The organism is Rubripirellula reticaptiva (genome assembly GCF_007860175.1).
Classification (GTDB): Bacteria; Planctomycetota; Planctomycetia; order Pirellulales; family Pirellulaceae; genus Rubripirellula; species Rubripirellula reticaptiva.
On the sequence record NZ_SJPX01000003.1, the window covers coordinates 347,784 to 373,724 of the forward strand.

Annotated in this window: 15 protein-coding genes; 10 read left to right on the forward strand and 5 right to left on the reverse strand. The window is 55.8% G+C overall.

Features of this window, described 5'->3' with window-relative positions; all coding sequences use genetic code 11:
- Positions 1 to 14 precede the first annotated feature (14 nt).
- From Poly59_RS14110 to Poly59_RS14125, 4 genes are all read right to left on the reverse strand, one after another.
- On the reverse strand, positions 15 to 1,289 hold the full coding sequence (locus tag Poly59_RS14110; RefSeq protein ID WP_146534751.1) for a VWA domain-containing protein: 1,275 nt from the start codon (positions 1,287 to 1,289) through the stop codon (positions 15 to 17).
- Positions 1,290 to 1,398: 109 nt separating this feature from the next.
- A complete protein-coding gene (locus Poly59_RS14115) occupies positions 1,399 to 2,640 on the reverse strand; it encodes an NAD(P)/FAD-dependent oxidoreductase (RefSeq protein ID WP_146534752.1) in 1,242 nt (413 codons plus the stop codon).
- A 227-nt stretch (positions 2,641 to 2,867) separates the two neighbouring features.
- Positions 2,868 to 4,922 (reverse strand): M3 family metallopeptidase, encoded by a 2,055-nt coding sequence (locus Poly59_RS14120; protein WP_246151726.1) that lies wholly within the window; start codon positions 4,920 to 4,922, stop codon positions 2,868 to 2,870.
- 258 nt (positions 4,923 to 5,180) lie between these two features.
- Positions 5,181 to 9,506 carry a spondin domain-containing protein gene (locus tag Poly59_RS14125; protein ID WP_146534754.1) on the reverse strand — a complete coding sequence of 1,442 codons (4,326 nt, stop codon included), beginning with the start codon at positions 9,504 to 9,506 and terminating at the stop codon, positions 5,181 to 5,183.
- A gap of 200 nt (positions 9,507 to 9,706) precedes the next feature.
- Here Poly59_RS14125 and Poly59_RS14130 point away from each other — a divergent pair, with 200 nt between their 5' ends.
- The 9 genes from Poly59_RS14130 (at position 9,707) to Poly59_RS14170 (ending at position 23,123) form a co-directional block, all read left to right on the forward strand.
- Positions 9,707 to 10,339 carry a sigma-70 family RNA polymerase sigma factor gene (locus tag Poly59_RS14130; RefSeq protein WP_146534755.1) on the forward strand — a complete coding sequence of 211 codons (633 nt, stop codon included), beginning with the start codon at positions 9,707 to 9,709 and terminating at the stop codon, positions 10,337 to 10,339.
- 13 nt (positions 10,340 to 10,352) lie between these two features.
- Positions 10,353 to 10,610 carry an anti-sigma factor family protein gene (locus tag Poly59_RS14135; RefSeq protein WP_186776246.1) on the forward strand — a complete coding sequence of 86 codons (258 nt, stop codon included), beginning with the start codon at positions 10,353 to 10,355 and terminating at the stop codon, positions 10,608 to 10,610.
- 250 nt (positions 10,611 to 10,860) lie between these two features.
- Entirely contained in the window at positions 10,861 to 14,070 is a 3,210-nt protein-coding gene (locus tag Poly59_RS14140) for a PSD1 and planctomycete cytochrome C domain-containing protein (protein WP_246151649.1), read from the forward strand.
- The gene (locus Poly59_RS14145) at positions 14,067 to 15,512 is read left to right on the forward strand and encodes a DUF1501 domain-containing protein (RefSeq protein ID WP_146534757.1); all 1,446 of its coding nucleotides are present in this window, start codon (positions 14,067 to 14,069) and stop codon (positions 15,510 to 15,512) included. The genes Poly59_RS14140 and Poly59_RS14145 overlap by 4 nt, the downstream gene beginning before the upstream one ends.
- Before the next feature lie 4 nt (positions 15,513 to 15,516).
- A complete protein-coding gene (locus tag Poly59_RS14150; RefSeq protein ID WP_146534758.1) occupies positions 15,517 to 17,808 on the forward strand; it encodes a serine/threonine protein kinase in 2,292 nt (763 codons plus the stop codon).
- Between the two features lie 4 nt (positions 17,809 to 17,812).
- On the forward strand, positions 17,813 to 19,939 hold the full coding sequence (locus Poly59_RS14155; protein WP_146534759.1) for a hypothetical protein: 2,127 nt from the start codon (positions 17,813 to 17,815) through the stop codon (positions 19,937 to 19,939).
- Entirely contained in the window at positions 19,936 to 21,810 is a 1,875-nt protein-coding gene (locus Poly59_RS14160; protein WP_246151650.1) for a hypothetical protein, read from the forward strand. The genes Poly59_RS14155 and Poly59_RS14160 overlap by 4 nt, the downstream gene beginning before the upstream one ends.
- Complete coding sequence (locus Poly59_RS14165; RefSeq protein WP_246151651.1) at positions 21,807 to 22,502, forward strand: MotA/TolQ/ExbB proton channel family protein; 696 nt, start codon at positions 21,807 to 21,809, stop codon at positions 22,500 to 22,502. The genes Poly59_RS14160 and Poly59_RS14165 overlap by 4 nt, the downstream gene beginning before the upstream one ends.
- A gap of 138 nt (positions 22,503 to 22,640) precedes the next feature.
- Positions 22,641 to 23,123 carry a hypothetical protein gene (locus tag Poly59_RS14170; RefSeq protein ID WP_146534761.1) on the forward strand — a complete coding sequence of 161 codons (483 nt, stop codon included), beginning with the start codon at positions 22,641 to 22,643 and terminating at the stop codon, positions 23,121 to 23,123.
- A 448-nt stretch (positions 23,124 to 23,571) separates the two neighbouring features.
- Here Poly59_RS14170 and Poly59_RS14175 read toward each other — a convergent pair whose 3' ends face one another.
- Positions 23,572 to 24,321, reverse strand: a complete 750-nt coding sequence (locus tag Poly59_RS14175; protein ID WP_146534762.1) for a gamma-glutamyl-gamma-aminobutyrate hydrolase family protein — start codon at positions 24,319 to 24,321, stop codon at positions 23,572 to 23,574.
- A 463-nt stretch (positions 24,322 to 24,784) separates the two neighbouring features.
- Here Poly59_RS14175 and Poly59_RS14180 point away from each other — a divergent pair, with 463 nt between their 5' ends.
- Positions 24,785 to 25,882: a 3-oxoacyl-ACP synthase III gene (locus tag Poly59_RS14180; protein WP_146534763.1), complete on the forward strand. Its 1,098-nt coding sequence runs from the start codon at positions 24,785 to 24,787 to the stop codon at positions 25,880 to 25,882.
- Positions 25,883 to 25,941 lie beyond the last annotated feature (59 nt).

Consider the following 25,941-nt stretch of genomic DNA (forward strand, 5'->3'; position numbering starts at 1 on the left):
GTCAAGAGGCAAAACTAATTCGCAGCTCGATACTCGCCAGACGATTGATCCGCCAGAGCCTTCAAGAAACTCTCCGTTCCGCCCGTCACCGCGATTCCGATCGTGTTGAAATTGACGTGACGAAAACGATTGCGATGCATGATGTCATCAACAATCATGGCCGGCGCCAAAATCTTACCTGCCGTTGGCCTGCCATCCGACAGCAGAAACACGACCTCAAGTTGCTCGTCAAATTCAAGTGATTCACGAAGCGCACCGTACGTGTTTGTTCGATCGCCGTATCCCAGCCGATCAATAAACGTGAGCGCTTCTAGCTTGTTCGCCTCCGTCGCGGGCAAGAGTTTGTCTTGCCACTGCCTGACGGACGATTCAAAAAACGTGATTCCAAATTCAACATCGGACGGCAATCCACGAATCACGCGACTGAGTTCTAACTTGGCCCGATCAAGCCGTGTCATTCCCCTATCGTAATCCTTCATGCTGCCGGAACGATCGATCACGAACATCATTCGCTTAGCGTGAATATCGATGTCGTAATACTTTTGTGGCTTGCCAAATCGAATGCGTCCGTCGGACTGTGAGTTAAAACTTGCGTTCTGCAACACGATCTTTGGCTTGCGAGATGCCACCCATCGATCGTATCGTTTTGTGTCACCCAAGAAATGAGCATCCGTGACACTGTGCAGCAGCTTTTCAACTTCGAATTGAAGTTGCCCTTCTAGCTTAGGCTCGATTTCGCCGAGAAACTCAACGGCGTCAGGGTGCTCCATCGCGGCGATCGAACGCAGCAAATTGTATCGAAACCCGTAGCTCGTTTCGAACTCATCTCGGTCAATCTGCTGCTTAAGAAACTCAATGGCACCGTATCGCTTGTTCTGGCCAAGGATGTCGGCCGCGACCATTGCAATCCCGACATGATCGTCGCTCAACAACTCGACTAGAAACGTCTCGCTGTCAGTGTTGTCGATCGCCCCGATCAGGTTGATCAAACGAACCGTGGTCGGACGCACCAATTCCTTCGCCGAAATTTCATCGGCATGCTTCCTTGCCGCCTCGATCATCGACGGCAACACGGCGCGTCGGTATTCCGGGTTGGCGGCCAGATGATTTAGTGCCCGCAGCCGAACTTGCTCGCTTCGCCCAGTTAGCTGCCGAAACAGCACACGATCCTCGCCAGAGTCCTCGCCCCCGCGAGCAGAGCCAAAATGCAGCAAGGCTGCGATCGACGCCAACACGATTACCCAGCGACAACCGCAACACGTCTTCGACGGCTTGAAAAATGGAATCACCCTTGGTCATCCCCGTGCACGAGACCGTTTACTCACCGACAACAATCTTAGCGGCAAGCGATCTTTCTTCAAAACGGATTTGCCGCCCTGAAACTTTGTGCCTTGAAGATCAGGCGCTGGCCTGCATCTTTGCTCGCTTGATAGATGCGTCAAGGTCGTCGAACATGTTGCCGGCGTTTTCGTGAAAAACTCGGCCGATCAGCAAATCGGTCACGTTACCGCGATGCTCGGGGTGCTCTTTCATGAACCTCCCAATGCTGAAATCCTTTTCGTAGAACGCGTGAACGAGCTTTCGCACCCACTTTGCGCCTTCGCGGAAAGAATCATTCCAGTGACCGAGCTGGTTTCCACTGAGATCATTCTGGGCAAATCCGTCAACGATCGCCTCACCGGCCAAGATCCCCATCTCCAGAGCAAAGTAGACGCCCGATGAATAGACGGGATCGATGAAACCGAACGCATCACCAACCAACACCCAGCCATCACCGGCGCTCTGCGTGGTCATGTAAGAAAACTCTTTAGCGGTTCGAACATCTCCTAGTGCGGTGGCATTTTCGAGTCTTGGCTTCAGACCGGGACAGCCAGCGAGCTCTTCTTGATAGACCTGTTCGGGCTTTCCACGGCCTTTCAGCAAATATTCATTGTCTGCGACGCAGCCGATGCTAGTCACGCCACGTGACATCGGGATAAACCAAAACCACGCTTCGCGATTTTCAGTTTGCATGATGATCGTAGCTCCCTCGTTATCGCCGTCCCCCCGAACGGCGCCGCGATAGTAAGTCCAGATCGCCGCTTTCTTCAGATCTTGATTGACCTCTTTAAGCCCTTTCTTGTTCGCGATGAACGATTGCTGCCCCGTACCGTCAACAACAACTTTGCAAGCAATCTCGTGATTCGCTCCCGTATGATCCCGCAGCACCACTCCCACGGCGCGATCCGACTCGTCAAACTTGACGTCAATCAATCGGGTCCGGTCAAAACAGTCGGCGCCCAATTCGGCCGCACGGTCGAACAACATTTTGTCGAACTCGCTACGATCGACCTGCCACGTAGTGCTGCATTCGCGGTCGTCGTGCTGACGGAAGAAAAAGGGCTCGGATTCGCGGCCGTCGGACGTCACAAATTGAACGCTTTTTTTGACCTGCCATCCAGATGACCGGATTCGGTCGGTTAGTCCGAGCCGTTCCAAAGGCCAATAGGTTTCTGGCATCAGCGATTCGCCGACGTGGAACCGCGGCATCGCGTCTCGTTCGACTAGCAACGTATCCAGTCCACCGGCTGCGACTGTCGCTGCTGCTGCCCCCCCAGCCGGTCCGCCACCAATGACAACAACGTCGTAATTCTCTTTCATCAACCGTCTGACCTTTTACTTGTGGATCAACAAGCTTACATCGGAATTTCACTATTGTACCTAGCCGGAAAGCCCGGAGAACGCGACGTTCTTCAACACCTGCGTGCAGACTAATTTGCGTGACCACTGGAAAACGTCACCGCGTTGTAAAACCGCGAAAAATCCCGCTATATAACCTGGCACAGCCTCTCGCTGCGCCGAGCGAAAGGCCAAAATTGGAGCTAAGATCAATCGACGGGGAAACCGCGTTTACGCAGCAAGGCACCGGTATCGACATCTCGACCGCGAAACTTGCGAAACCCATCCGCTGGATCGATGGTGTCGCCAACGCTCATCACGTTCTCGTACAGACTCTTGGCGACTTCTTTGTCATAGAAGCTGCCCGCTTCCTTGAAACGCTCTGCCGCATCGGCGGTCAACGCATCGGACCACAGATAGCTGTAATAGCCAGCCGAGTACGCGTCGCTGCTGAAAATGTGCGCAAATTGCGGCGTTCGGTGTCGCATCGGAATCTCACTGGGCATTCCAATCGCGGCTAGAGTTTCGCGTTCGAACTTGTCCGGGTCGATATCCGCATCACCAGCCAAGTGCAGCTTCATATCGATCAGTGCGCTCGCCAGATACTCGACTGTGTCAAAGCCCTTGTTGAATGTCGACGCATTCTTAATTTTGTCGATCAGTACTTGGGGCAAAGCTTCACCGGTTTCGAAGTGAACCGCAAACTGATTCAGAACTTCGGGTGTGTCAAGCCAGTGCTCATTGACTTGCGACGGAAATTCGACGTAGTCACGGGCAACGTTGGTGCCCGCTTGCGAACGATATTTCACGTCCGAAAGCAGACTGTGAAGGGCGTGCCCAAATTCGTGGAACAGTGTTACCGCATCATCCCACGAGATCAAAGTCGGTCCGTCGCCTGACTTCACGAAGTTCGAGTTGTTGGAAACAATCGGACGAATCTCGTCGCCCAAATGCTGTTGTTCCCGATAGTCCGTCATCCAAGCGCCGCTACGTTTGCCTTCGCGTGCGAATGGATCCAAGTACCACAGGCCCGCGAACGAGCCATCCGCTTTACTGACTTCCCAAACTGTAACGTCTGGATGAAAGACGGGGACGCCACTGATTTTTTTGAACGTCAGTCCATACAGCTGTTCGGCTGACCACATCATCGCTTCGCGAAGTTTGTCCAACTGCATGTAGGGCGTGACTTCGTTCAGATCGAGATCGTATTTGTCCTTGCGAACTTTCTCGGCATAGTAACGATAATCCCATGGCTCGATTTTCAGGTTCGCGTTCTCGCTATCGGCGATCGCCTGCATGTCGACGACCTCTTCTTTGACGCGTGCGACAGCTTTCGGCCAAACCTTCATCATCAGATCCATCGCCGCCTGCGGATCCTTTGCCATCGTCGGCTCCATCCGCCAATGGGCATGCGTGGGGTAACCGAGTAGCTTTGCCCGCGCGGCACGAAGTTTCAAGATCTCAGAAATGATCGCGTTATTGTCGTGTTCATCGCCGTTGTCACCGCGGCTGTAATAATTTCGCCAAACGCCTTCGCGCAGCGACCGGTCGTCAGCGTAGGTTAGCACCGGGTCCATCGACGACCGAGTGTTTGTGACTGCCCATTTGCCACCACTATTGCCACGCTCTTCGGCAGCAGACTTCATCGCGTCGACAACAGAATCGGGCAATCCAGCTAGTTTGGACTCGTCATCGATCCACGTGACGAATCCCTTTTCGTCTTCCAGCACGTTCTGGCTGAAATCGGTGAACAGGCGAGCCAGACGCGTGTTAATTTGCGATAGTTTGGCTTTCTGGGCATCGTCCAGACGTGCCCCTTTGCGGATGAAAGTCTTGTACAAATCGTCAACAATGCGTCGTTGTGCCAGATCAAAGGTACCGTCGGTCATCGCATCGCTTTGGTAGACCGCAGCGATACGATCAAATAGCGACTTGTTTTGGTAGATGCTGTCTTCGTGTTCCGACAGTTTCGGCATCACATTCTTTTCTATGTCGGGAATCGGCCCCACATTTAGGTTAGAGGAATGCACGCCGAAGATCGCTTCGAGCCGTCGTAAATCTTCGCCCGAGTTCTGCAGCGATAACACCGTGTTTTCAAAGGTCGGTGGCTCGGTGCTATTTGCAATCTCATCCAATTCGTCGCTTGCCCGTTTGATCGCAATTTCGAAAGCGGGTGAGAACTCTTCGGTACGAACAAGCGTCCATGGTGGAACGCCACCGTAGGGTCCGGTCCATGGTTTCAAGAGAGGTGAATTGAGATCCATCTTGGCAGTTTCTCCTGAAGCGGCGGTTGGGTCGTCGCCAAAAGTAAAGCTTGAATTGAGCAGGGCGAGCAAAAGCGTCGCGGATAGCAAGCGTAACATCACGGCGTCAGCGTCCTGGGAACGTGTAAAGTCTGAGGCAAACAGATCGAAGTTTAACACGGAATCTCGCCAACCCGGGAACCGACAAAAAAATGCATCCACCAGGAAGGGGCAGGCGGTGGCAACGCTGTCGCCGCCGCTACCAACTGATGCCGGCGGCTAGAACAGCAGCGTCAAGGCTTCTTCTCGTTGGTCGTAGCCAAAATCGAACGAATCCGATTGCGAAAGTTGACCGATTGCAACGTCAAAACGGAGGGCTTGCTCGGTTTCACTAACGGATTCTGACTCACCCCCAGCTCCTCGCCGACGCGCCAGTTCGTTGATCACCTGCAGAGCGTCTAACGCCGTAACCTCGGTGTCGCCGCCGACGTCCAAATCGAGCCCCGCACGTTGTGCTTCGTCAGCGATCGTTGACTGGTTGCCAAAGCGTCCCAAGAAATTGATCACCAGCAAAGCATCCAGCGCCGAGACTTGACCATCTTTGTTGACATCCGCCGAGAGCGCCGAGTTTTGCAGGCTGACGCTGCGAGCAGAACAAGCAGCATCAACACCGCTGCATGCTTCCGCTTCGGGATCAAACAACGAAATCGTGATCGTGGCAATGGCGGTCAACTGACCAAACGCACTGCCCAAATTTTCACCGGTCGGCAATCCAGTACCAATGAAGTTGTCGAGTCCTGTGTGTTTGCGAATCACGCCGTTCTCAACGGTTCCAACACCGCCTTCGGTCGAGAATGCAGCGCCACTTGCATCGTTAGCTTCCGTTCCGGCATCCAAAATGTCACGTCCATAAATCGTGATCCGGCGAGCTCCCTTGAAGTTTCCCAAGCGATCGAAAAGTTCATAAGCCTGGGAATTCAGATTTGCGATGAACGCATCGTTCGAAGGGATCACCATGCTGGCGAAACTGAAGAAACGGTTATCCGCCGTGTTGGCGATCTCAATGACTTGGCCTGCCGTTTCGCCCGGTTCAAATACGGGTGCACCGGCAAATCCATCGGGCGCCGTGATGAGTGAATCCGTGCCGTTTGATTCGGCGGCGAAGCGAGCGACCAGTTCGCTAGCGTCGCCCTCTTCGGCAAGCAATTCTAAACCACCAAATTCGGATGCTGACGCCCCGCCACGTGCGACTTCGAATTGACCGTCGTGAAAACCGACCCAAAACGGAGTCCCCGCCAAGCCGCCAGCTTCGGTAAGCGATTCGACATCCACTTGCAACCGGATTCCGACGTCCACGTTGACCACGCCGGCGACATCCAAGCTGCTTCCTTGGCCGAGCGTGTCGCGCACCGCATCGTTCGCCAAACTGACCCGATAGGTTCCGTTATTTCGAGCGGTGAACTGATCGTCGCTGGTCGCTAATTGATAGGTCGCAACGACCGATCTTGGCGAGGTACCCTCCGCGGCATCCACCACCACGTTGGTCACTCGCAGCGTCGAACCGCCGGGACCAACGATGTTTAGATCCGACGGATCAATCGATGTGATGTCGACTCCGGCCGGATCATTGAAAGTAATTTTAACTTCGTGTTCGGCAGCGCCCGCGACCGTGATCGGCTGGGCCGAAAGGAACGTCGTCGGGCCCAAGTCGTCCTCTGGGATAACCGTTTCGCCAGCCAATCCAATCGTGATTCGGGCGAGCGGTGTCTGACCGATGAACGCAGCGGCAAGGTCACTGCCGGTTGGCAATCCCGTTTCAATGAATTCATCCAAACCTGAGTGTCTGCGAATCACGCCATTTTCATCGACTCCGTTGCCTCCCTCGGCCGAGAACGCCGCACCACTGCCAACCCCGTTGACTTCCGTCCCAGCGTCCCAAATGTCTCGACCATAAATCGTGATGGTTTTCGGCCCATTGAAGAAGCCGTTACTGTCGAATAACTCATAGGCGCGAGCATTGAAGTTTGCGATGAAAGCGTCGTTAGACGGAATCACCATGCTGGCAAAGCTAAAGAAGCGATTCGCGTTTGTGTTCTGCACATCTAGGATCAACGACGCAGTTTCGCCAGGCTCGAAAACAGGAGCTCCCGCGAACCCGCCGGGCGCGGTGACGACTGCTGCGAAACCATTAGACTCTGTAGCGAATCTCGCGTCTAAGCCTGACACGTCGCCTTCTTCGGCAAGAGCCTCAAGCCCGCCGAATCCGATTGCCGATTCGCCTGCGGCGGCGATCGAGAAGTTTCCTTCGTGAACGGCGATCCAAAAAGGTGTTTGGGCAAGTCCGCCGTCGATCGACAAATTCTCAATGGTGACATTCAACTGCACCGCCACGTGGATTTCGAATGACCCCAGCGACGCCAAACCAATTTCATTGCCAAGCTTATCGCCAACCTCGCCAGCGACCGAGTTGATGATGTACAGACCGTTGTCGAGTGTATTGAAGGGGTCGCCATCGACAGGTGCGACTTGATAGGTAGCGGTCACGCTGCGCCGATCGACGGTGCCGTCGGCATCCGCTGTGACGCCGACGATTTGCAACTGTTTCCCAGTGCTGCTGATGATGCGAATGTCAGACGTATCAATGCTGGTAATATCAACCCCCGAAGGATCGCTATAGGTAACACGGACCTCATGGGTCGTTTGGCCGACAATGGTGACTCCGGTCACATCCGTCGTGGCAATCGGTCCCAAGTGATCGATCGGATCGGCAGGTAGATCCGCCAGACTAATCGTGAAGCGTCCGACCGGCGTCCGATTTTCAAATGCGCGAGTCAAATTTCCGCCAGTCGGCAGCTCGGTGCCGACAAAATCATTCAGGCCGCGGTGCCGACCAACCACGCCATTCTCATCCGTCGCAGTTCCGCCTTCGGTGCTGAACGCAGCGTCACCGATCGGGTCATTTTCTTCGGTTCCGGCATCCCAAACATCTTGACCGTAGATCGTGATCGTGCGAGCACCTGTGAAATTACCGAATCGATCGAACAGTTCGTACGAGCGTGGATCCAAGTTTGCGATGAACGCATCGTTCGATGGAATCACCATGCTCGCGAAACTGAAAAACCGATTGCTGAACGCATCAAATACGTTCAAGGTCTGACTGACCGTTTCGCTAGGCTCGAAAACGGGTGCGTCGGGAAAACCGTCCGGTGCAACAATGACGGCATCGTACCCGTTGGCATCAGCAGCGAATCGATCCACCAAACCACTCACGTCGCCGTCTTCGGCTAGCGATTCAAGACCACCAAAGTCAGATGCGCTGCGACCGGCACGAGCAATTTCAAAATTGCCATCGTGGACTGCGACCCAGATCGGAGTTTGCGACAACCCACCCTCATCGGCCAAACTCTCGTAAGTGACCTGCAGTTGCACCGGAGCACTCACGGTGAAATCGCCCAGCATTTCCGCAGTCGCAGCATGACCAAACGAGTCGCCAACTTGATCGGCAAGCAAAACGACCGAGTAGGTCCCGTTGTCCAGATGCGTAAATGAACCGGACGCCGGAGCCACGCGGTAGTTTGCGGTGACTTCGTTAAGAGTGGTTGCCGAACCGGCATTGACGACGACCGATAAGACTTCGAGCTGAGTCAATAACGGCCCCGTGATGCGGAGATTCTCGGGCGTGATGCTGGAAAGGTCGACGCCGGACGGATCGCTGAACGTGACACTGATTTCGTGCGAGTCGATTCGCTGGGCGACATCGCTCGCATCCAAGGCAGCCAGGGGGCCTGCCTGGTCAATCGGATTGGTAGGATCGCTAGCTCGAGCGACCGTAATCCGAGCGATGGGCGTGTTGGCACCGAAAGCTTTTGTAAGTGTTTCGCCGGTGGGAAGGGATTCGCCGACGAAACCATCAAGTCCTTGGTGCAACGCGATCACGCCGCCTTCATCGGCCGAGGTGCCACCGACCGTGGTGAATGCGGCGCCACCGACGGGATCATTGACTTCTGTTCCAGCGTCCCAAATCTGTGAACCGTAGACGACGATCGTTTGCGGCCCCAGGAAATCACCATCGGCATCGAACAACCGGATCGCGGTCGCATCCAAGTTTGCAATGAACGCATCGTTGGCCGGAATGACCATGGACGCAAAACTGAAGAACGGGGACGCGGTTGTATCATCAACAGTCAAGTCCTGAGTAACGACCTCGCCGGGCTCAAAAACGGGGGCACCGGTAAATCCGCCTGGCGCCGCAATGACGGCTGCGTTCCCGACACCCTCGGCGGTGAAGCGGTCAACCAGCCCGCTGACGTCGCCATCCTCGGCAATCAATTCCAGCCCGCCAAAGGACGACGCAGGTTGCCCGGGATCGCCCAGATCAAAAGTTCCGTCGTGCGCGGCGACCCAAAACGGTGTCTGAGCCAATCCGCCGTCGTCCGACAGATTTTCAACCGTGATCTGCAACACTTCGGCAGCCAGCAGTTGCCGACGCTCGAGAGTTTCGACTTGAATTCGGCGGTTTCGGGGGCTTCTGGGGCGACGGTGTGCGCTGCCTCGATGACGAAGACTTGTTTCGGATGCAAAAAGGTCAGAAATCTTGAAGCTCATCAGTGTTTCCCTAGCAAATTTATTAGAGGCGTGAGGACTCTCACGGCGGACAGTTTCAGCGAAGCGTCATCAACTTTGCGGCGAAATGCGAAGCGTCGCGTTTGAAGGTTGGTCGCACCAGAGGTCTACGATTCACAAAACTTTTCGTAAAAAATCCAAACCCGCTCCTAAGTTAACATTTTCGGAGACATTGACTTCCCTTGGCCACCCCAGCAGATCCACCGAGTTCGACGAACGAAGCCCCCGTCAAGACAGACAAAACGGCTAGGCAGGCGATCGATTTGAATCAGCAAGTGGACCGATTCGGTGACGCGTTGTTCCGTTTTGCGGTCGCCAAGACTGGCGATCACGCGCTGGCCGAAGACCTTGTCCAAGACACGTTTGTGGCAGCAGTGGCGGCGCAGCGTGGTTTTCGCGGCCAAGCGAGCGTTTCGACTTGGCTGTTCGCTATTCTGAAACGCAAGATCGCTGACCACCACCGCCAATGTTCTCGTCGCCCAGTTCACGGGCCGCTGGGTGCCGACACGCTGCCAATCTCCAACGATTCAAGCGATGTTTTTCCCCGACGACGCGATGGCCGAAGCCACTGGGCCAGCGATCCGGCTAAAATCTGTCAAGACATAGAATTTTGGGCAGCAGTCGATTCGTGTGTCGAAAAATTGCCCGGCAAACTGTCCGAAGCTTTCATTCTTCGCGAAATCAATCAACATTCGCCTGAAGAAATCCGTGAATTGCTTGGAATTTCGGCGACCAACCTCTCGATGCGACTGTATCGATGCCGAATGGCAGTGAAAGACTGTTTGAACAAACACTGGTTTGAAAAAGACGCTTGAAGTGACCAATCTGTTGAACCACCTAATCTTGATCCTGACGTTGAGGTGCAACCGCGCATCAGAATTGATGTCAGAATCGCTGGACCGACGGTTGCGACTTCACGAACGAATGGCCCTTCACGGCCACCTGTTCGCTTGCCGTTCCTGTCCAGTGCTGAAACGCCAGCTTGACTTGATTCGACGAATCAGTGGCCGCAACTCGGACCCCAACGTGACGCTCAGTGAATCCGCCAAGCAGCGGTGCAAGGCGGCCATCCGCGACGCCAATTGAAACGTCTAGATTGCGGTGACTCGGTTCCTCTATCCTGGCCACCAGTAACCTAAAAAATCGCACAGCGACTGATGCACTGGAATCACCGTGCACGCGATCGACTGCTCGCAAATTGGTCAACTCATCGATCATAAAACAATCGGACGCGATACGATGCCGGGGCTGGCCTGATGTACAATCTAGGTTGGCCTGCAAAACGCAAGGTTTGCGTGACTTGCTCTGCCCCCCACTCAAGGATTGCTTCGCTGCGATGAAATTTGTCGATTGCCCACTGACGCTCGCGAAGCTGTTGTTTGTTTCAAGCGTCATGACTTGGTTTGTGATGCCAAACGTACGCACCGCGGTTGGCCAACAGCCCACCGGCACGGCGAACGACGATCCTGCTGCGCACGGCAACGTCGACTTCAATCGCGACATTCGAGGGATATTGTCGGACAAGTGTTTTTTGTGTCACGGCCCTGACGATTCGACTCGCGAGGCAGGACTGCGACTTGATAAACGTGACGAAGCGATCGACGCGGGCGCGATTGTGCCAGGGGACGTCAGCGAATCGGAACTTATTGCTCGCATCACCACCGATGACCCCGATTTGGTGATGCCGCCGCCTGCGACCGGTAAGTCGGTCAACACAGATGAATTGAAACGACTAATTAAGTGGATCGAACGCGACGCGACGTACGATACGCACTGGGCGTTCAAGTCGCCTGTGTCGTCCGGATTGCCGACTGTTCAAAACACTGCTTGGCCGCGTAACGAAATCGATTACTTTGTGTTAGCGACCTTGGAAGCGAGGGGGCTAACGCCATCGCCGACCGCCGATCCAGCGACGCTTGCACGTCGGCTTTCGCTTGACTTGACCGGATTGCCGCCGACCCCTGAACAGCTTGACACAATCACGGCACGCAACAATCGCGAAGGCCGAATCGCGGACTATATCGACGTCCTGATGAATTCACCCCACTTTGGTGAGCGTTGGGCGAGATGGTGGCTTGATGCGGCGCGATACGCCGATTCGGCTGGCTACGAAAAAGATATGCAACGTCAGGTCTTCTTTTATCGCGACTGGGTCATCAAAGCGATGAACAGCGACATGCCATACAACGAATTTGTGATCCAGCAAATCGCGGGCGACTTGTTACCCGGTGCCGAGCAAGACGAACGGGTCGCAACGGGGTTCTTGAGGAACTCGATGACCAATGAAGAAGGCGGCGCGGATCCAGAACAGTTTCGCGTCGAAGGAATGTTTGATCGCGTTGATGCGATCGGTAAAGCCGTATTGGGCATCACGACTCAGTGTGCCCAGTGCCACACGCACAAGTACGACCCGATCAGCCATCGCGAATACTACCAGATGTTTGCATCGCTGAACGATTTTCACGAAGCCTGTATCAGCGTCTACACGCCGGACCAAGCGAAACAACGCGATGAAATTTTGTCCGCCATTTGCAGCGAAGAAGAAACGCTGCGTTTGACCATTTCGAACTGGAAAAAGACAGTCGACGCTTGGGCCAAACAAACGCGAGCGTCGGCACCGACCTGGGCCGCGATGACGCCCACGGACATCCCTTTCGAAGGCCAAAAGTTTGGCGTCTTGCCGGATGGGTCAATCATCAGCGAAAGTTATGCACCGACTCAGATGGAGAACGGTTTTTCGCTAACCACCAACGTCGGCACCATCACAGCCGTCCGTCTTGATGCGCTGACGCATCCGCAACTTCCTCGTGGTGGGCCAGGACGCAGTATCGACGGGACGGGTGCGTTATCTGAGTTCCGGATGCGGATCGCCCCCAGCGCCGACGGTGCCAAACCGATCGATGTGAAATTTGTCCGTGCACACGCAGACATCAATGCACCGCGCAGGGATTTAAAACCACAGTATCGCCAACGCGATCCGTCGAAAGACGATCGTGTGGTTGGGCCTATCGAATACGCGATCGACGGTGACATAAAAACCGCCTGGACGACCGACATCGGCCCAGGCCGCAGCAACGAGTCCCGCTGCGCGATCTTTGTGCCCGAGCAACCGATCGTGATCGACGGCGAAGCGACGTTAACATTCACGATGGTTCAAAAGCACGGCGGTTGGAACAGCGACGACAATCAGAATTTTCTGATTGGTCGCTACCGATTCAGCATCACGAATTGTCCCACAATCCCAGAGTTCGCAGTTTCGCCAGCAATCGAAGCGATCCTTCAGTTAGATTCAAGCGAGTGGTCGGACAGGCAATGGGATGAGGTCTTTTCCGCTTGGCGTCGGATGCCCGCACAAATCAGCAGTGAAAACTTGGCGTTTGCAGAAACTGAATCTCGAGTCGAAAAACTGTGGAACTCGCATCCTGAAGTCGCTAGCCAGTTGGTAGTTCAAGCACTCGCGGAACCTCGCAAAACTTTTGTGATGGCGCGAGGAGACTTTTTAAAACCATCGGATGAAGTCCAGCCTGCTGCTCCGGCGTTTCTGAACCCGATGATCGGCGACAACTCACCCGATCGGCTACGATTTGCGAAGTGGTTGGTGGCCGACGACTCACCCACAACTGCTCGGGTGATCGTCAACCGAATTTGGCAAGCCTATTTCGGACGCGGCTTGGTCACGACGCCAGAGGATTTCGGTTACCAATCGTCGTCGCCAAGCCACCCCGACTTGCTGGACTTTTTAGCGTGTCAGTTGATGGATAGCGACTGGAGCCTGCAACACATTCACCGCTTGATCGTCAACTCGGCCACTTACCGGCAATCGTCGTCGGCCACCGCGGACCAATGGGTAGACGATCCGGTCAATCAATGGCTCGCCCGTGGCCCCCGGTTCCGAATGGAAGCCGAAATGGTTCGTGACTTGGCGATGGCGGCCAGCGGATTGCTGGAAACATCGGTTGGCGGCCCAAGCGTTTATCCGCCGGCGCCTGACTTTCTGTTCATGCCACCGGCAAGCTATGGTCCAAAGATCTGGAACACGGACACCGACGGTAACCAGCACCGACGCAGCCTTTACGTCCACCAATACCGCAGCATGCCCTATCCACCGCTGCAGGTATTCGACGCTCCGAAGGGCGACGCGGCGTGCGTGCGTCGGGAACGCAGCAACACTCCGCTGCAAGCACTTGTCTTGCTGAACGAGCCACAATACGCCGAGGCGTCAAGAGCACTTGCAACGCGAGTACTACGCGAGGCGTCGGACACCCAGATAGGCGAACATTCGGACGACCAGGCCAAGATTTCGCTCGCCTTCCGCTACTGTACTAGTCGATTCCCCGATGCCACCGAAATTCAGTTACTCGTTGAATTGCTTGGCGACCAGCGTGCAGCGTTTGAATCGTCCGAAAATGACCAGCTTGGTGAACTGATTGGCGTCGATCCGCAATTGTGCCGACAACTTACTGGATGTAGCGCGCCGGAATTGGCGGCTTGGATTGTATTGGCTCGAGCAATTTTGAACCTGGACGAAACGATAACCAAGTCATGATTTTTCCTAGCGACAATTTGCGACGACGCGACACGGTGATCCAAGCTACTCGTCGGCGATGGTTCCTACAGCAGTGCGGCATCGGGCTGGGCAGCATCGCACTGACGAGCCTCCTTGCACCGCCCTCTGCGAACGCGGCGCCCGCCAGTGCCCTGAATCCGATGGCGCCAAAGACGCCTCACTTCCCAGCCAAGATCAAGAACGTGATTGTCTTGTTCATGGGCGGCGGGCCAAGTCAGTTCGAACTGTTTGATCACAAACCGATGCTTGCGAAGTTGGATGGCACATTACCGCCCAAAGAGCTGCTTGACGGTTACCGAGCCGCATTCATCAATCCCAATTCGAAACTGTTGGGACCAAAGTTCAAGTTTGCTAAGCATGGGCAAAGCAGTGCGGAAATCAGCGAACTGCTTCCCCACACTTCGTCGATCGTCGACGACCTGTGCATCGTGCGATCGATGAAGACGGACGCTTTCAATCACGCGCCCGCTCAGTTGATGATGAGCACAGGATCGCAGCAATTTGGCCGACCCAGCATGGGCTCTTGGTTGACCTATGGACTGGGCAGCGAATCCAAGGACTTGCCCGCATTTGTCGTCTTCAACAGCGGCAAGAAAGGCCCCAGCGCTGGTGCAGGGAATTGGAACTCGGGTTTCTTGCCGACGCTGCATTCAGGAGTCGAATTTCGCAGCAGCGGGGATCCGGTGCTGTACCTGTCCAATCCGCCGGGCATTTCACCAACAACCCAGCGGCGGACGCTTGATACCGTCAATGATCTGAATCGCCATCGACTCGATGTCGTCGGCGACCCTGAAATCGCCACACGCGTCAATTCTTACGAGATGGCGTTTCGCATGCAAACCAGTGCACCGGAGGCGATGGCGATTGGCAACGAACCTGAGCACATCCTGAAAATGTACGGTGCCAAGCCCGGTGAAATGTCCTTTGCCAACAATTGCCTGCTTGCCCGGCGGTTGGTCCAGCGAGGTGTCCGGTTTGTGCAATTATTCCACGAATCGTGGGACCAGCACGGTGGACTAACTTCGGCAATCAGACAAAACTGTATCGACACCGATCAAGGATGTGCGGCGCTGGTGAAAGACTTAAAACAGCATGGCTTGCTGGACGAAACTCTGGTCATCTGGGGTGGCGAGTTCGGACGCACGCCGATGGTCCAAGGCGGTAATGATGGCCGCGACCACCACCCAAATTCGTTCTCGATGTGGATGGCGGGCGGTGGTTTAAAGGCCGGCACCGTTTACGGGTCAACGGACGAACTGGGTTTCAATGTGGCGGAAAACGCCGTCCATGTTCACGATCTGCATGCCACCATCTTGCACCTGTTAGGATTTGACCACAAACGATTGACGTATCGGTTTCAAGGGCGAGACTACCGACTGACTGACGTTCACGGAGAACTCGTCGACGGTATTTTAGCGTGAATGCATGAGAGGCATTATCCGAACGATTGAAGGTGCGCTGGCGAGTCGCTTGGTCGGCTCGGCGCTGAACACTGCGCCGATCGTCACTCCGTCCTCGGGCGGTCCAACGTCGGTCGAAATGAACACTCGGACAATTTCGGCTACACATTTTCCGCTTATCAAGTTTCTCAGGCGCGTCGGACCTTGGATTGGTGGCTTATCGTCGCTGGCTTTGCTGCTGGCGGTCGGACTGGTCGGCTGGGCACTGAACCAGTCGATGCAACAGTTGGTTCGTGATTCCCTTGAAACAACACTTTTGGCACACGTTCGTTCGCTCGAGCACTGGTTGGCCGAACGGATCCGGGAATCCGACCGAATCGCCAACAACGTTGATATCCAGAATCGCTCTGTCAAGTTGATCACGGCTTCCGAAGAGCAATTCAAGTGGACGGCTGCCGATGCAAGTGCCAAGCCGTCGGTGCCGTCGATCGATTCGTTACTCAACCCGAACCAAACGGTCGGCTGGGCAATTCTGGACACCAACGACCAGGTCATCGACAGCTCGTTTGCAGCATTGATCGGCAAGCGATTACCCATTCCCGATCCAGTTCGGCGACAGGCCCTGTCGGGAAAATCCACCGTTTCAGAACCTTTTGCGTTTCCAATCGCGATCGCTGGTAATGACGACCCGGACGGAAAGCCGATCACTGACGCTCCCATCATCGCCGCAGTGTCACCGTTGCATTCGGACGAGACAGTTGTCGGTATGATCACCGTACTGATTGATCCGGCGGGGCCGCTGAGCAATATCTTTGCAGCAACTCGATCCGAAGTGGGCGGCGAAACCTATGCGGTTGATCGCAACGGCCGAATGATCTCTCGCAGCCGTTACGAAAAACAGCTTCGCAAAGTCGGCGTGCTTCCGCCGGATCCGCGAGTGACCAGTTCGATGCAGGTTTCTGTTCGTGACCCTGGGTACCGTTTGCTTGATGGTGACAAAATCAGCCAATCGGTCGACGAGTGGCCGCTAACCGAGATGGCGAATCAATTGACTCGCGGTGGCAGCGGTGAAAACGTATCGGGCTATCGAGACTATCGCGGCGTGAAAGTCGTCGGAGCCTGGGCGTGGCTGCCGGAATACCAGTTTGGTGTTGCCACCGAATTCGATTTCGAACAAGCCTATGCGCCGATGAAACTGTTGCGACGTTTGATGATCGGATTGCTGCTGATCTCGGCAATCGTGGGTGCGACCACAATCCTGTTGGCGCTGATGGTGCGCCGAATGGTCAAACGATTGGCCGCAACTCAGCAAAACCAGCGACGCATCGGGCAGTATGAACTTGGTGAATCGCTTGGACGCGGAGGGATGGGAGCCGTCTTTCGCGCGACCCATGATTTACTGGGCCGAACCGTTGCAATCAAAGTACTCGAGCGAGACTCGCAAAACTCGGTTTCGATTGCAAGGTTCGAACGTGAAGCAAAGATGACTGCGGGCCTGCGACATCCCAGCACAATCAGCTTGTACGATTTTGGCCGCACCGACCAAGGCGAACTGTTTTACGTGATGGAGTACGTCGACGGCATCACACTGCAGCGGTTAGTTGATCGCTATGGTCGCCAACCACCGGCACGAGTGATCCATCTGTTGCTACAGATCTGTGGTTCGCTGTCGGAAGCTCATTGGAAAGGCATCATTCACCGCGACATCAAACCGGCCAACCTGATGTTGTCAACTCAACCGGGCATGCACGACCTGTTGAAAGTGCTGGACTTTGGCTTGGTCAAGGATATTGTCCAGGGGCCAACCGATTTGTCGTTAACGACGTCCGAAGGGATCACCGGCACACCGATGTACATGCCGCCCGAAACTGTTCGTGACGCCAGCATGTCGGATCACCGCAGCGACATCTATGCCGTCGGCGGTGTTGGTTACACGCTATTGACAGGCAAGCCAATGTTCGAAGGCGATGCATCGGTCGAAATTTGCATGAAACAACTCAAAGAAGACCCGCTGCGACCAGCCGATCGATTGGCCTCGCACGGAATTCACGAGCGATTGCCAGACGATTTGCAGAATATTCTAATGGCCTGTTTACGGAAGGATCCGACCCAGCGTCCGGCCTCGATCGACGATTTAGCCGCGGCCCTTCGCCACTGTGATGACGCGACCGGGTGGGACGACGTCGCGGCGATGCATTGGTGGACCCTTGCCTTGAAGGACGGTGTGATCGACGATACCACCTCATTCGATGACGCAGACCGCGACAGCGAAATTACATGGGCGGGCGAGGGAGACGCGAGCGCGACGGCGCACTGATTCAATGTTTGGAAGTTTTCGAGACTCTGACGACGATGTGATCGATTGGTCCGGCCTGCATTCGCTGCTGGAAGACGACGATCGTCGCGCAGCAATCGAGCGTTCTTACCCGACCGAAGGCCGCGACAGCTATCTTAGCGCGCTGCGAAGATTGGATGCGCGTGCGTATGATGATGTCTTGGCCGCCGGACGCAAACTGCAGACCGCTGAAAAGTTGTCTCAGTGGCCAACCGTTGCCGTTGCCGGAATGCTCAACAGCGGAAAGACGTCACTGGTCGCGACCTTTCTAAGCGAATCGGGACGAGCCCGAACGTTGCGTGGCAGCAGCAATAGCGAAGGAACGCACCGCTTCGTGCTGTGGTTGCCGTCGGCTTGGCGCGACGATGCCGAGTTATGGGGTTTGCTGATGAGCCGTATCGGCGACGCGGTCGGCAACCCGCCTGAAATGCTCAGCGACGACCTCGACGTTGCGCACGGCCAATACAACAATCGCGACGGAAACGGACTGGCGCTGAATGTGCCCTTAGTGGCCACAGACCCGGCGTTAGACGCAACCGGGATCGGACTGCTGGATTGCCCGGACATAGTTTCCGACGCGGACTTATTACTTGGATCACCGCTGCAACGACGCGAACTGCTTGGACGCGCCGCAACACTTTGTTCGGCGTTTTTAGTCGTGACCAGTGCCGAATCGTCGCGTGACGGAACCCTGGGCGACTTGCTTCGGATCGCGGCCGACTTGATGCCTGGCGTGCCGCGTTTGTTAGCGGTCAACAAAGTGCGTCCGAAACAAACACCGGACTTGGTTTACGAAACCTTTTCGCCACTAGCTCGCTCGCACGGTATCGAATCGATCTACGCCGCTTACGACTTTGAAATCCCTAGCAGTCGACCTTTCATCCCTGCGACCGACGCAGTCGTCGCGTCAGCCTTTGATCCCGATGCCGATCCTAGTCCTGTGTTCTTTTCGATCCGCGAAAACGCAGATGAAAACCCACCCGCGTCGATAGGCGACGACCGGCTATTGTCGGCACTGCCACAGCGTCTTGACCGCGGCGCGCTGTTCGAAAAGTTTCGACTGGCGTTACAGAACAGTTTGCGGACGGCGGTTTGGGAAGACGGATTTAAAAAGATCGACCTCGACGCCGATGGCCAGGTCGCGATCACAGCCAAGGCACAAGACTGCTTATTGCAATCGGCACTGGAGTTTTTTGCTCATCGCGAAGTCGGTGGCGAAGTCACTGAATTGCGATTGCATCAAAGCGAACGCATCATTCGCCAACTGTCTGAATCCTTTGCCGTCACCGCGCCCTGGTACGCACGTTGGGGAGTCCGCTTGAACGCAAAGGTGCGGCGAGTTTTTGGCGGCGCGGGCGATTTTGTGCGTCAGTTGACGCCGTCGGCCATGGCCGAGCGAGCGGCTGGCGAGATCAAAGACAAGTTTCGACGCGGCGAGTACGGCGGCCTGATGACACCAGAACGTTTGCTGCAAGCGATCGATCGCTACGGCGGCGAAACGTCACTAAAACATTGGCCGCCAATTTCCAAGACCTCCGACACCACCGATACCGCCAATCGCCAGCAGTGGCTTGAAGCGGCGGAAGCCGCCATTTTGCGATTCGAACGAGACGACTTCACGTCGCTGGATCCGCGTCGACTCGACGAAGCAGTCGCTCAAATGTGGACCGAAGTTCCGACTCATCAAAAACTCGCAGCCGGACTGACACCACTTGCCGCCACGTTCGCAGCGCTAGCCGGCGTGCTGATGATCCCCCTGGATTTTGGCACTACCGTGATCGCGTCGGCTTCGATCCCCGAACTGTTCGCGGCACTCGGACTTGGTGCGTATGCGACGATTTGGGCCGGTGGCCAGAGCACTCGTAGCGTCGGCCAGCAAGCCGCTCGGCAACAGCTAGCCGATTTTCACGCGGTCCTTTGCGACACATTTGGCGTGTCCAGGTTCAAGAAGTTGCCTGCCATTCGCGTTCGAGGCGCTTCCGAAAAATTAGTCGTTTCAAAGATCGTTGCGCGAGAGGCGTTCGGGCCAACACTACCGCTGTGTAAAGTTCGCGACGAGTTTCGGCAAGAACTTAAGAAACTGTTACCTCGTGGCGGGAGTTCGTCCAAGTGAAAACCAATCCCACCCGAAGTCGCTCGTCAGCATCAAACTCATCATTCGACAATCAAGACGACCACGAAGAACACTTCAGTCAACCTGGCGAGAATTTTCTGCGAAGGGTTCGCCGATCGGCGACTCACGTGCTTGGCGACAGCCCGACTGGCCGCGAAGTCTTTGAGCTTTGCGACGAACACGCCGAAGCCCGCCGGATGATTCTCGAAGACCGCAGCCAGGGGAACACGGTCGTTGCCATCGTCGGCGCGACTGGCCAAGGAAAGTCATGGCTGGTTCGCCAGATGGTTCGAAACTCATCAGCGGCCGCGTCCATCCGCAGCGGAAACAACCTTGACGAGGCGACAGAAAAGCTAGTTTGGATCGGACCTTTTCCACCCGCAGATCTGGACCCCCGAAACGAACAGTACATCCACTGCAGCGACAATGACATGCAGTCGATTGGCGTGCCGTACTTGTTGGTTGACGCACCGGGTGCGACTGATGACCGCCCCGCCATCGCCGCTGTGGCTCGCCGGGCGCTTTCAATGTCTTCGGTCCTGTTGCTGATGGTTCGCCGCGATCAACTGCGTAGCGAAACTGTCGCGATTCTTACCGAAGCAAGTGAAGGAACGGTCGTGATCCCGATCGTCAACGCGGTTCGCCGCGACAACTCGCTTGACACCGACATCGATGCGTTCATCAGTCGAATGCGAAAGGCAGCACCGACTAGCCGAGTCGTCGCGCCAGTGATCATCGAAGACTTTGACGTCAACGAGCGCAGTGAAGAAGCTGTCGGCAAGGCAACCGCGGAAGCCGTCGCCACTCGGTTGCAATCGGAAATCGGCGATGCCTGGGAAGGCGACCGCCGACGAAGCACTCGGATGTCGGCACTCGATGCAAGGTTCCGATCGGCGCTCCACGAGATCCTTGGCGATCGACTGCCCGATTTGACCGCAGCGGTCAGGCGGCTAAACACCGAAGCACGTCAATTACCACTCGAAGTCGCCGAGTCGCTGGTCGGCAGCGGCGGTTCGATGCAGGCAGCCGTGCGATCGCGATTGCGCCTATCACTGCTAAACGACACGGCCGCGCTTTGGTTTCCTTACCGAACCCAGCTAGGAATTTTGAACCTAACCCACGGCGCATGGGACCGAGTGCTGATGTCGCTGTCGGGTTCGCTGCCGTCGTTGGTGAGTGCGGTGTGGACGTCAACCAAGAATTTCTCGATGGACCGCGACGCACAAGACGACGTACGGGACGGACTTCGCAAACGCAGTGACGCAGCCGTCGCAGACCGTCTTGGCCCGCTAGCGATCCGGTTCCGCGACGAAGTGTCGGCGCTTCGTGACGGCAAGAAACACTCGACTTCGTCGCTATCCGACAAACCATCACGTGGGCAAGTCGCCCATCTATCTGGGCTCGACACGCTGCAGGAAAAATCGCAGCAGATTTTTGAAACCGAAGTCGATCGCGTTTCGATGTCGCGGTTCACGGCCATGACGTGCGCGTTGATCGGCACATTGATTTTTTGGTCGCTGATGGCCAGCCCGGTGATTGCCCTTTACGGCGAATACTTGGACGCCAGCTTGACCACGCTGCGAGATCTGTCGTGTGACTTAAACGCGTTTCCCCGTCCCGACTTTGGCATGCTGCTAACCAGCCTGATTTTGTCGGTGCTACCGACGGCCTTGTTCGCGATGATCGTATTGTCGATCGCTCAAAGCCGCGCTCGCGTTCGCGCAGCCGAAGCTCGCATTCGCAGCAGCCACCATGACGCGATTGAGAAACTGCAACGCGACGGCGTGTTGCGTTTGCGATGGGACGAACCGTTGCTGACCGACGCCGAATTCCTACTGTCGGCCGGTGCGGCCGAATCGGAGACCACATGATCGATATCATCCTCAGCGGTGGCGTCGTTGGCATTTTCATTCTGCTAGTGCTGTTCTCGTTGTCAGTCGCGGCGGCGTACCTGCTATTCGATCAAATCATGACGCTTAGACGCACCGAAGTCCTGCCCGATGGAGTCAGCGACGCGGTCCGCCAAGCCCTTCTGACAGGCCGTATCGCTGAAGCTGACGCGGCTTGCCGGCGAGCGCCAAGCGTCTTGAGTGTGGTGTTACTATCGGGATTGTCGGAATACGAATTCGGATGGAGTGAAGTCGAAAAAGCGATGGAAGACTCGCTGGCCGGACAAGCATCAAGGCTGATGCGGCGCATCGAATACCTATCGGTGATCGGTAATATCGCGCCGATGGTTGGTCTGCTAGGAACGGTCACGGGGATGATTTTTGCGTTCCAACAAGTTGCCTCAACACGCGGCGCGGCCGGAGCAGGCGATTTGGCCGAAGGCATCTATCAAGCGCTGATCACGACCGTGGGCGGCCTGATCGTCGCGATCCCATCGCTAGCAATTTATGCAGTATGCCGAAACCGAGTGGACTCGCTGATAGCCGAAGTCGCCTACCAAAGCCAACATGCGCTATCGCCAATCAAACGTCGCCCGGTAGCACGAGCACGAGCGGTAACGCCCAAGCCATCGACTTCGCCACCGAATTCGCCACCTTCTCCTCCGCCCAAGTAAGCCAACCGGCGAACGCTGCGAGTCATCGCACACCTGACGGGACGGACCGACAATCGTTCTCCGAATCGCCCGTCGAGATGCCTTCTGGCAGCTGCCCCCGTTCAGCCTCCCCACTGTTCCCTAAGAAAGTACAAGCCCATGTTTTGGATCGACGTTTTGTCGCGGATCGTTCACGTCAGCACGGCCATCGCGCTAGTCGGCGGCAGCGTCTTCACGCTATTGGTCTTGCTGCCGTCTGCAGGAGAGTTGGACGAAGCACCACACAAGCAATTAGCGGCGGCAGTTGCAGGTCGATGGAAGAAATTTGTCCACGGCGGCGTTGCCCTCTTTATCTTAAGCGGCCTCTATAACTTCGTCCGTGCGATACCGCTTCACAAAGGCGACGGAACCTATCACATGCTGATCGGCATCAAAATGCTGCTCGCACTGGTGGTTTTCTTCCTGGCCGCCGCCCTGGTTGGCCGCAGCGAGAAACTGGCGACGTTCCGCACCAACCGAAAGAAATGGCTGACCGTCCTGGTCATCCTGGCCGCGATCATCGTTGCCGTCTCGGGATACACCAAAGTCCGCGGCATTCCGGATCGTGCAGCAGAGACCAAGACGCTGGTTGAACCCGTTTAAGTCAGCAGCCAAAGCCCCAACCGAGTGCTGACGACAAATGCTCCCACGGTGACGTCAAAATCGACCAGGCAAGGTTAACTCGTACCCGATGCCGGGCGAACGACACGCCTGCTGTGATTAATCTTCTGTAAGTCTACGAAAAAAGGCCGGACGCGCTTCGACTCGCTGCGCGTCCGGCCTCTAGTCAACCCTGACTAAGAATGCCAATTCGGTAGTTGTGATTCGTTTGCTTCTTGCGTTGAACCTTGATCGTCCGTGACCGTCGACCTTCTCACCGCTGCTTCACTGCCCTGCCGATGCATCATGCTTGGCTTGCCCCCAAAGGAGTCACGCGTATCCGTACGCAGACAATTCAAAAACGGTGATCCAGTCTCAACTGTCGAGCTGGCATAGGCCACATCCATGCGGCCCATTGCTCCTCAGCGAGAGAGAGTTCAATCGAGTCTGATTAAGCCACCAAACGCAAATCTTGCTCCGACCGTTCCAATACTCCGGCCACAAACTCTTCGAAAATCCGAACATCCAGTGCCGATGCGGCACCACATTCAGGATGGAACTGAGTACCGAGTGCGAACCAGTCCATCATTTCACTTTCAATCGACTCGATCACACCATCGGGACAACGCGCAGTGACGCGGAACCCAGGCGCAACTTCATCGATCGCCATGTGATGGCGGCTGCTAACACGAATTTCGCCATCGCCGTAAACACGTCCAATCAGCGAATCGCTGACCACGTCCAACGTGTGGCGGTGATTCGGGTCATGAGGGTCATGGTGAGGAACGGCGTTCGGAAGGTCTTCCTTGATGTGCAGGAAGAGATTGCCGCCCTGTTGAACATTTAACAACTGCATTCCGGTGCCAATTCCTAGTACAGGCATGCGTCGCTCTGCGATGTCAGCCATCAACAAGCGATCACTCGTTTCGCGAACGGGATCAAGTGGACGCACGCTAGGATGCAGCATGAATCCATCGTTTCGTGGATCAAGATCAGCTCCGCCAATCATCACGAAGCCGTGAAGCGAATCCAAAACTCGTGCGATCGAGGCTGGATCATCCATGGGTGGAATCACCACTGGAATGCCGTCCGCAGCAAGAATTGACTGAAAATAGCCGGCTGCAATGTAGCTGTAGGCCGGTACGTTACGGGCAGCAGCACGGAAATCGGCATTCATTCCGATTAGTGGTTTATTCGACATCCGAAAGTTCCTTCTCGAATCCAGCGAATAGAAGTTGTGACGCAAATCGTATTGCATCTACCAACCCAAATATCGAAATTCAGCACCACGCTTTCGCTGTGCCAATCGGAAAAGTCTCGCAGTCTCGGGTTCCAGGCGCCTCTGTCGGCGGGCGTGCCAAGGATTCCACAATAGAAAGGAGAGCAGCTTTCGTTGGCTTACTCCGACGCGTGAAACTTTACTCCTTGGGCTGGGTGGGCGAGGTGACATGGCCTCGTCCTTGGTGGGCGTGAGATTACAAAGCGAATTCACGGCAACCAAACCGCTCCTACATATTCCGACAACAGCCCCAAGCTAGCACTACCCGTCGTGCTAGCATTTAAAAACCATGCTAGCAATAAGCATTGTTCCATCGCTGTTTACGGGCGGTTGAAACCGGTACAATCGCTGCAACAACAATGCCTCAAAACACTTAGGTCAACGCGTGCGATTTGCCAACGTCTGCCTCGAGTCCATCGGTGCAGTAATTCCCGAAGAAACGTGGACGAGCTCTGCGATCGAATCTCGATTGAACCCGCTATACAGTCGGTTGAAGTTGCCCGAAGGTCGCTTGGAAATGATGAGCGGGATCGCCGAGAGGCGCGTTTGGCAACCTGGCACGATGCCCAGTGGCCCTAGCATTCGAAGTGCCAATCATGCCATCGATGCCGCAGGGTTTGACCGTGGCCGGATCGGCTGCCTGATTCACGCCAGTGTCTGCCGCGACTTTCTAGAGCCCGCAACCGCGTCGCGGGTTCACCATGGTGTCGATTTGCCAAGCCGATGCTGGGTCTACGATGTCTCGAACGCCTGCCTGGGTCTAATCAACGGCGCCGTTCAAATCGCATCGATGATCGAAGCTGGCGCAATCGACGCCGGAATCGTGGTCGGGACCGAAAACAGCCGTCCGCTGCTCGAACAAACGATTACGACATTAAACGCTGATGAAACGATCAATCGCAAAACCGTCAAACCGGCGTTTGCATCATTGACGATCGGATCGGGCAGCTGTGCTTGGCTACTGACCCATCGCCGATTGTCGGGCAGCGGAACCTCAATCGATGCTGCCATCGCCCAGTCACGGACTCAGTTCCATGACCTCTGTCGCAGCAACCATGACACCGCGGGTGCTGCCATGGCACCGCTGATGGATACAGATTCCGAACGTTTGATGGCCGAAGGTATCGCCACGGGCGCCGAAGCGTTTGAACAACTGATCGAAGAGTGCGGCTTCAGCCGAGCGGAAATTGATCGCACGGTCTGCCACCAAGTCGGTGCCCGCCACCGAGTCGCGATGCTAGAAGCCATGGGGCTGCCCATCGAAAATGACACTGCAACGTTCCAGCGTCTAGGCAACACGGGTTCGGTGGCCTTGCCGTTGACGTTGGCCGCGGCCGCCATCACCGGCGACGTTCACGCCGGCCAACGCGCCGCGATGCTAGGCATCGGCTCAGGCATCAACAGCGTGATGATGGCGACCACTTGGCAAACAACGCCAGTCGGCGGAAACCTGGCTAAAGAACTGGGCCTAACCACGGCCTAATTACGAATGCGTCCCCGGTCCTCTCGCGTTGATGAACCGTTGCCGTAGGCTGACGCGAG